This is a genomic window from Parabacteroides sp. AM58-2XD (assembly GCF_003463685.1).
Lineage (GTDB): Bacteria > Bacteroidota > Bacteroidia > Bacteroidales > Tannerellaceae > Parabacteroides > Parabacteroides segnis.
Genome location: NZ_QSDP01000053.1, coordinates 35,172 through 43,221 on the forward strand (window position 1 = coordinate 35,172; position 8,050 = coordinate 43,221).

Here is an 8,050-nt window from a genome sequence, read left to right on the forward strand (position 1 = left end):
CAAATATAGAAAATAATATAAGAACTATCCTGCTTTTTCACTAGTTTTGCAGCCATTATGAAACAGCATTTGAAACCGATCATGTTCGTTGGCACTTGTTCCGATGCAGGAAAGAGTGTGATTAACGCAGCCTTCTGCCGTATCTTTAAGCAAGACGGATACCAACCTGCCCCTTTCAAGGCGCAGAATATGTCGTTGAACTCCTTCTCCACCCCCGAAGGTGGCGAGATGGGACGCGCCCAGGTAGTACAGGCCGAAGCATGCGGTATCGCTCCGCATACGGATATGAACCCGGTATTACTGAAACCGACTAACGACAAGAGTTCGCAGGTCGTACTGAACGGTAAACCGGTCGGCAACATGTCCGCCAAAGACTATTTCGGCGTACAAAACCAGAAGGAAGCACTTTTTAGAAAGGCTATCGAAGCCTTCAACCGCCTGGAATCTCGCTATAACCCAATCGTACTGGAAGGCGCCGGAAGCATTTCCGAACTGAACCTGCGCGATCGCGATATCACCAACATGCGTATGGCGATACAGGCAAACGCCTCTACCTACCTGGTTGCCGATATAGACCGGGGCGGTGTATTCGGTTCGGTTTACGGTACTATCGCACTGCTCAAACCAGAAGAACGGGCACAGATGAAAGGTGTCATCATCAATAAATTCCGCGGAGACGCATCGCTGTTTGAAGAAGGACGGACGATACTGAAAGAATTGACCGGCCTCCCCGTCGTAGGCGTTATCCCCTGGTTCCGTGACATCAAGATAGAAGAAGAAGACTCCGTCGCCCTGGATATGAAGACAAACACCTGGCAGGACGGCAAGATCAATGTCGCCATTATCCTGCTGAAACGTATGTCTAACTTCACCGACTTCGATGTCCTGGATATGGACCCGCGCTTCAATCCCTATTATACCAGCAACATCGACGAGATAGAGAAAGCGGACATCATCCTGCTGCCCGGCTCGAAGAACACGCTGGCCGACCTGCAAAGCATCCGCGCCAACGGCATAGCCGACACCATCGTCCGCGCCCATAAGAGAGGGAAAAAAGTGATCGGTATCTGCGGCGGTTACCAAATGATGGGTGCCCGCCTGGAAGATCCGGAAGGTATAGAAGGAAACCTGCCTGCCGTTCCGGGATTGGGACTACTCCCCCAATGCACTGTTATCGAACAGGAGAAAGTCACCAAACAAAGCCGTTTCACTTTCCGCAACGGTTCCCCGATGATCTGCAAAGGATACGAGATACATATGGGACAAACCTCTTTACTCGGCAACGCGCCCGAAAGTCCGGTTGCCCTGCTGGAAGACGGTAGGAAAGACGGCTACTACCTGAACGACCATTGCTGGGGAAGCTATATGCATGGCATTCTCGATAATCCCGAAGTGCTCGACAATCTGGCTGAGGGTTTCAACAAAGAGACCGACGATGCCCCGTTCGATTACGCAGCATTCAAAGAAGAACAGTATGACAAACTGGCCGACCTGGTAAGAAAACATGTGGATATGGAGTATATTTACAGTACGCTGTAATCATCCCCACAACTCCCCGTTCGCCCGAATCAACAGTTTTACAGCCTCAAACTGATCTTTTTTCAGAGAAAAAGATTCATAGGCTCTGCAATAGTTCAGTGAATGTATATCTGTTCCGGTATAATCATAACAACCGTTTTTCAGTAATGAACCGGCTGTTTTTCGGGGAAGCGTTCCGTAAAAGCCTGCCAGGGAAAACAAATTAAGCTGAAATTTGCATCCGTGCTCTTTCAGCTTCATCAAATCTTCCATCTTCCAGAAACCATAGCGTTCCGGATGGGCAAAAACCGGTACAAAACCATTCAATTGGATATCGTACAATTTCTCAAACAGATCACCGGGGGCCTGCAAACAGGAAACCTCTACCAATACATGCTTCCCGTCATACGACAGCAACCCTTCTTTCATCCGCTCGTAGAAGCATTCATCCAGCATATATTCGGCTGCCAGATGAAGGTCTATATGTATATGTGCACAGTCTTCCCGAAATGTTTCAAACCGGTCCCGAAGAAAATCTTTCCGGTTCTTAGCCAAATCAGCCATTATATGCGGTGTCAGGAAAATACGTTCCACTCCCTGCCCTTCCAGAAAAGCCAACATGGCAAGACTGTCTTTCTCTGACGAAAATCCGTCATCCACCCCGGGCAGCAGATGAGTATGTACATCAGTCATCCCCGGCCACAAAAGTTTTTTCCGGGTAAATAAATTTGAAAGAAATGTGCTCATAATATACTTATATAACAATACCTGCAAAGGGAAAAGGATCATTTCAACCGGTTCACCCGCGCCACATCATCCATTTTCACACAAACGGTTGCTCCAAGTTGCTCCAGGTAAAGCAGCAAATGATTCTTCTTTATCTTCTTTACCTTGCCGGATACATGCTTCATGGCCCCGGTAAGAATTTCCACTTCTTCACCCGCACAAAGTTCATGCTCGGCTGCCTGGCCCAGGAAATCCTCGATAGCGTCTATCTCCTTCTGGCGGACAATAGCCGGTTTACCATTATAAAAGACGATACGGATAACGCCATATACCTGAAGCAGGTCACGCAACACCGTATCCGGACAGCGCACAAATATATAAGAACTGAATAACGGGACTTCAACTATTTTCACACGATCGGACCACACACGCGGAGTCCGGTGTAAAGGTAAAAAGCATTCAACTCCTAAAGCAGCAATACGTTCTTTTACCTGTTTTTCTGCCCGCGGGGCAGTATATAATACATTCCAATTGGTATTTAAAGGGGGTATCATTATCTTTTTTTTGTTTCGGGCACAAATATAGGACTATTTTTCGTATTATTGCAAAACTGTTTGCGAACACAAATTTAAATACCATGAATAGAAGAAGTTTTTTGCAAAATCAGCCATTTCGGCTGCAGGACTTGGTTTGTCACCCCTGTTTGGAGGTGCTTATCAGTCAGTTTACGGACAAACGGCAGCAAGCAACAAAGTGAAAGTTGCTCTGATCGGATGCCGCAGTATGGGTTTCTCCAACCTGAGTAAGTTCCTGGAATATCCGGAAGTGGAATGTGTCGCCCTCTGCGATATTGACGACGAATGGCTGAACAAGCGGGCCGCCGATGTAGAAAAAAAAACCGGAAAAAAAGTTCCTCACCTGTATAAGGACTGGCGCCACGTCATCGACAACAAGGATATCGACGCAGTCATTATCGGTACCCCCGACCACTGGCACTGCCTGCCGACTATCTTCGCCTGCCAGGCTGGTAAAGATGTGTATGTCGAAAAACCGCTTTCCAATACAATCGAGGAATGCAACCTGATGGAAAAGGCTGCCCGTAAATATAACCGGATCGTACAGGTAGGCCAATGGCAACGCAGCGATCCGCATTGGGACGAGGCCGCCAATTATCTGAAAGCCGGAAATATAGGCCGTATCCGTACCGTGAAAGTCTGGGCTTACCAGGACGGCAAACCGACCCTGCCTGTTGTTGCCGACAGCCCCGTCCCCGCCGGAGTGGATTACGACATGTGGCTCGGTCCGGCTCCGAAACGTCCGTTCAATATCTACCGTTTCCATTATAACTTCCGTTTCTTCTGGGATTATGCCGGCGGCCTGATGTCCGACTGGGGCGTACACCTGCTGGATTATGCGCTCGAAGGCATGGGAGCCGACCTGCCCAGCCGCGTATTCTCCGGAGGTGGCAAGTTCGCCTATCCCGATGATGCGATGGAGACGCCCGATACATTGATGGCTACATACGCCTACAAAGATTTCAATATCATCTGGGATCATGCTTGCGGTATCAACCACGGTCCGTTCGACAAAAAAGAAGGTTTGGCCTTCTTCGGTGAAAACGGCACACTGGTACTCACCCGCGCCGGCTGGGAAGTCATCCCTGTCGTTGCCGGAAAAGAGGCACGTATGGAAGCTGTCCCCTTCAAAAAGGGAGAAGGCAAAGGCCTGTACAACCATGTCGGAAATTTCCTGAGTTGCATCAAAAGCCGCGAATTGTCCAAAGCAGATATCGCCATCGGCGCACGTGTAGCCAAAATGTCGCATCTGGCAAACATCTCCTGCCGCCTGCAACGGGAAGTGCGTTGGGACGATGCCAACAGCGTGTTCATCGGTGATAATGAGGCAACAGCATTATCAAAGGCTTACTACCGCGCTCCGTGGGAATTACCCAAATTGTAAACGTAAAAATATAATTAGCAGGAAAACGCTAAACATCTTTTGATAATCAATTATTATATGTACTTTTGTTCCAGATACACGAACATATAAACTTGATATACCTAATGAGCAGCGTTTATGCTAATTATTCGAGAGAAGACCTGATCCGTGAAATAGAAATACTGAAGGCACAAGGCACCTCTGTTAATGATGAAGAAACATACCAAAGTCGTTTTCTGAACAATGCTGTCGCATTAAGGAAAACATTCTCGGATGTTTTATCATTGTTAATAACTCCAAGCCAAAAGGATATTATTGATCAGTCTCTACTGACCATATTGAGATTTTTTAATGTAGACAGGGTATACATCGGAAATTTCGATAATGACAAACCGACTTTCGACTTCACGCATGAAGTAACCAGCCAAGGTACTATCTCCATGCGTGAAGATCTTTTAGTTGGGTTGCCCAAAGCTGATTATGCCTGGTGGATAAAAACGATCAAGGAAGGAAAAGATATCATTATCAGAGACACTGATAATATGCCGGAAGAGGCCGCTGCCGAACAACAGATACTAAAAGTTCAGGAAATCGTCTCCCTGCTCGTTATACCTATCTATTACCGAGGATACGCCAATGGTTTCATCGGACTCGATTGTGTAAAAAAACACAGGGACTGGGATGCTTTGGATGTCGAAAACCTACGGATGCTCACCGATATTATCTCCATTGCCATCGAACGCGAACTGGCGCATGGTATGGTTGAACATTCGATGAAACAAACATTGAAGAGCGAAGCCAAGTTCCAGATCATTTTCGACAAACTTCCCTGGGGTGTCGAATTATACGACGAAAACGGGTATCTGCTGGACATCAATAATGCCGACCTGGATATTTTCGGAGTGACACGCGAACAGGTAATCGGCCTCAATGCGTTCGAAAACCCCAATATACCGGAATGGGTCAGCGAAAAGCTGAAAAAAGGGGAAGATGCGGCTTTTCTCCTGGATTATAATTTCAACAAAGCAGCTGAAAAAGGTTATTATACAAGTAAACTAGCCGATGAAGTTAAACATTTAAGGGTAAAAGGCGTTGTGCTGAAAGACCGGCAGGACGTGATACTCGGATTCTTTTATATAGTCTTCGACGATACCGAAAGTTATCATAAAGCAGAAGAGATACAATACAGCCTGGCTAAACTGAAAGCAGCTGTCGACACAGGCGAATCCATTATCTGGGAATATGATGTGGCAACAGATAAGTTAAGTGCGGATTTCAGCCTGAACGATCTGATCGAGGAAAGTTCCTTCCTGACCTATCTGAAAGAAGACAGATTCAGTTCCGTACGTGATTTTATAGAAACATTGCATCCGGATGACCGCCACAGGGTTTACAACAAACAATTCAAACGGCTTGTCGACGGAGAAATCGGCAAATATGTATCCGTATACCGCCGTGTATTCGACGGCAAGGTTTACTGGCTCAATTCAAATGTCCGCGCTTATAAATATTCAGAAGACGGGAAACCCAGCAAAATAGTAAGTTACACCTCCAACATCACCGAACAACGCGAGAAAGAGCTGGAACTAATGAAAGTCAAGGAGGCAGACAAACTAAAGTCGGCATTCCTTGCAAACATGAGCCATGAGATACGTACTCCGTTGAATGCGATCGTCGGATTCTCGGACCTGGTAGCCGAAACGGACGATCCCGAAGAACGGCAGACTTACCTCGACATTATCCATACAAACAACGATCTGCTGCTTAACTTGATCGGCGACATTCTGGACTTCTCAAAAATAGAAGCGGGTATGTTGAAGTATAACATTGAAGATACCAACATCAAGGAGTTGTGCATGGAAGTCTATCTGTCCGGATCGCTGAAGATAAAACCGGGAGTAAAATTACTCTTCGATAAAAACTCACCGACCATAATCCTCAGGACAGACCCGCAACGTATCCTGCAGGTAATAGCCAATTTCGTCAACAATGCGATCAAATTCACAAGCGAAGGGAGCATTACAATCTTTTATGAGACGAAAGAAAATGAAGTGAAAGTCTGTGTGCGAGACACTGGAATCGGCATTTCGGAAGAAAACAGGGCCCGTGTTTTTGAACGTTTCATCAAGATCAATGACTTCCACCAGGGTACCGGCCTGGGATTGACGATCAGTAAAACGATCATCGAATATCTGGGAGGTACCATCGGAGTAGATTCTGTTCAGGGTAAAGGTTCTACGTTCTGGTTTACGTTGCCTTTGGATTATAAAGGGATTAGTTCGTAATAACTAAAAAATAGATCATTTTAAACTCCAGGGAAAACCGATCCGTTCAAGCAATTCCCTGCGTTCAAGAGAAAGTTCGCCTTTCTTCATACTTCTGCGTTGCACAAAGCACCAACTGCCCAGCTTGTTTTCACGGGCGGTTGGCCAGCGTTGATTCTCTGTATAGAAACGTTTCAGCATCTCATAATTCTCCTGCCATTTTTCATCGACTGTCCAGATAAAACCTTCGGCATCCATTTGTCTGATGCGAAGAGGCGATAGTACTCCCTGTTTACGGGATCTTCGTTGCGTATTACACCACGCTCCCAACCTACCCTCCTGGCTTTTGGGCCAGTGCTCATGTTTTCTGTAGTAAGCAAGCACCTGCTGCCAGTTCTCCGTCCAGAGCGAATCCAGATCCTGCTCCCATCTGAATCCGATCGAATCAAGTAACCGGGTCCTTTCCTCAGATAAAAGTCCTTTTTTCCATGCCTGCCGTTGGGTGTTACACCAGGTATTCAGTTTGTTTTCACCGCGTTTGGGACAACGGTGTTCTACGGCCATAAAAACCTTTAACTCTTCATAGTACTGCATCCAGCGGCTGTCCTGCACCTCCCATTCGAAACCGATCCGGTCCAGCTGCGAGATATAATCTTCCGACAACGTCCCTTTCTTCCGGGCAATCCGTTGGGTGTTACACCAGTTTCCCAACTTCCCTTCGGCTGCCTGCGGCCAGCGCCCTTCACGTTCCTTATATTCGATCAGCCGTTCATACATTACCGGCCATGCATCCAACTCCGCCAGCATATCATCCACACGAGCACGGATATCAGACAGAAATCCAGTTACCTCAAACTCCATAAAGCCTTTAAAGTTCTTTGGAGCACGAATCGCCGGATGATAAACCAATTCCCTTGACATAGCCTCATAAACAGAACGCCCCGAAAGGTTATTAACGAAGTCAAGTACTACCGGATGACGATCCGACCCCGCTTTCAGGCAACGGCCCAGCTGTTGCAAGGCAACCACATACGACTCCGTACGTCGCAGGAACATGGCGGCATCCACTCCCTCCACATGCAATCCTTCGATCAGCATATTTATGGAGAAAAGAACATGCAGCTTTCCCGTTTCCCTACGAAAACGACGCAATGTCTTTTCATTCTCCCGGTTACTGAGTCCGTTATGGATCTCAAATATTTCCGTCTCAAAGCCGGCCTGCCCGAGCCAGTTCGATACTTCGGGAACCATATGCTGAAGATCTTCCTTGTCTTTACAGAAGACAAGCATTTTCTTTACCTCTTTCGGAAGATAACGCCGGATCAGTTCCGATGCACTCAATGAACCGCGAAAATCCAGTCGGGCAAAGTCTATTTTGTCCTGAATATGCTTGCGCCTTTCTGATGTACAGTCACTCCTGTTCAGCATTCGCTGTACCTTATCCAGTTGGTTATTCAGATCGAATACGCTCTGTACCAGAACAGGTACAGGCAGAATCTTATAATACCAAGCCATAGACAAAGACAGTTCATGGAACAGGTTTCCCTTGAAATAGACCTCTACCGTATCGAGCATCTCTTCGGGACGTATTGGAGTGGCCGACA

At 46.9% G+C, this 8,050-nt stretch carries 6 protein-coding genes; 3 read left to right on the top strand and 3 right to left on the bottom strand.

The window, feature by feature from the left end; translation table 11 throughout:
- Positions 1-57: 57 nt before the first annotated feature.
- Positions 58-1,539 carry a cobyric acid synthase gene (locus DXA15_RS14000; RefSeq protein WP_128134430.1) on the top strand — a complete coding sequence of 494 codons (1,482 nt, stop codon included), beginning with the start codon at positions 58-60 and terminating at the stop codon, positions 1,537-1,539.
- On the opposite strand, the gene DXA15_RS14005 is transcribed toward DXA15_RS14000, so the two are convergent.
- Both DXA15_RS14005 and DXA15_RS14010 read right to left on the bottom strand, forming a co-directional pair.
- The gene (locus tag DXA15_RS14005) at positions 1,540-2,265 is read right to left on the bottom strand and encodes a tyrosine-protein phosphatase (RefSeq protein ID WP_233567276.1); all 726 of its coding nucleotides are present in this window, start codon (positions 2,263-2,265) and stop codon (positions 1,540-1,542) included.
- A 38-nt stretch (positions 2,266-2,303) separates the two neighbouring features.
- Positions 2,304-2,798: a UpxY family transcription antiterminator gene (locus tag DXA15_RS14010; protein WP_007655929.1), complete on the bottom strand. Its 495-nt coding sequence runs from the start codon at positions 2,796-2,798 to the stop codon at positions 2,304-2,306.
- A 136-nt stretch (positions 2,799-2,934) separates the two neighbouring features.
- Here DXA15_RS14010 and DXA15_RS14015 point away from each other — a divergent pair, with 136 nt between their 5' ends.
- Positions 2,935-4,203: a Gfo/Idh/MocA family protein gene (locus DXA15_RS14015; RefSeq protein WP_233567277.1), complete on the top strand. Its 1,269-nt coding sequence runs from the start codon at positions 2,935-2,937 to the stop codon at positions 4,201-4,203.
- A 104-nt stretch (positions 4,204-4,307) separates the two neighbouring features.
- Positions 4,308-6,467: an ATP-binding protein gene (locus DXA15_RS14020; protein ID WP_128134433.1), complete on the top strand. Its 2,160-nt coding sequence runs from the start codon at positions 4,308-4,310 to the stop codon at positions 6,465-6,467.
- A gap of 15 nt (positions 6,468-6,482) precedes the next feature.
- On the opposite strand, the gene DXA15_RS14025 is transcribed toward DXA15_RS14020, so the two are convergent.
- The coding region (locus DXA15_RS14025; RefSeq protein WP_128134434.1) for a Helicase associated domain protein at positions 6,483-8,050 on the bottom strand (1,568 nt) is incomplete at its 5' end.

What these genes read in the sequence shown, in the direction of transcription:
- DXA15_RS14000 (WP_128134430.1), top strand. Translation starts at nt 58, where the DNA reads ATGAAACAGCATTTGAAACCGATCATGTTCGTTGGCACTTGTTCCGAT.
- DXA15_RS14005 (WP_233567276.1), bottom strand. Translation starts at nt 2,265, where the DNA reads ATGAGCACATTTCTTTCAAATTTATTTACCCGGAAAAAACTTTTGTGG.
- DXA15_RS14010 (WP_007655929.1), bottom strand. Translation starts at nt 2,798, where the DNA reads ATGATACCCCCTTTAAATACCAATTGGAATGTATTATATACTGCCCCG.
- DXA15_RS14020 (WP_128134433.1), top strand. Translation starts at nt 4,308, where the DNA reads ATGAGCAGCGTTTATGCTAATTATTCGAGAGAAGACCTGATCCGTGAA.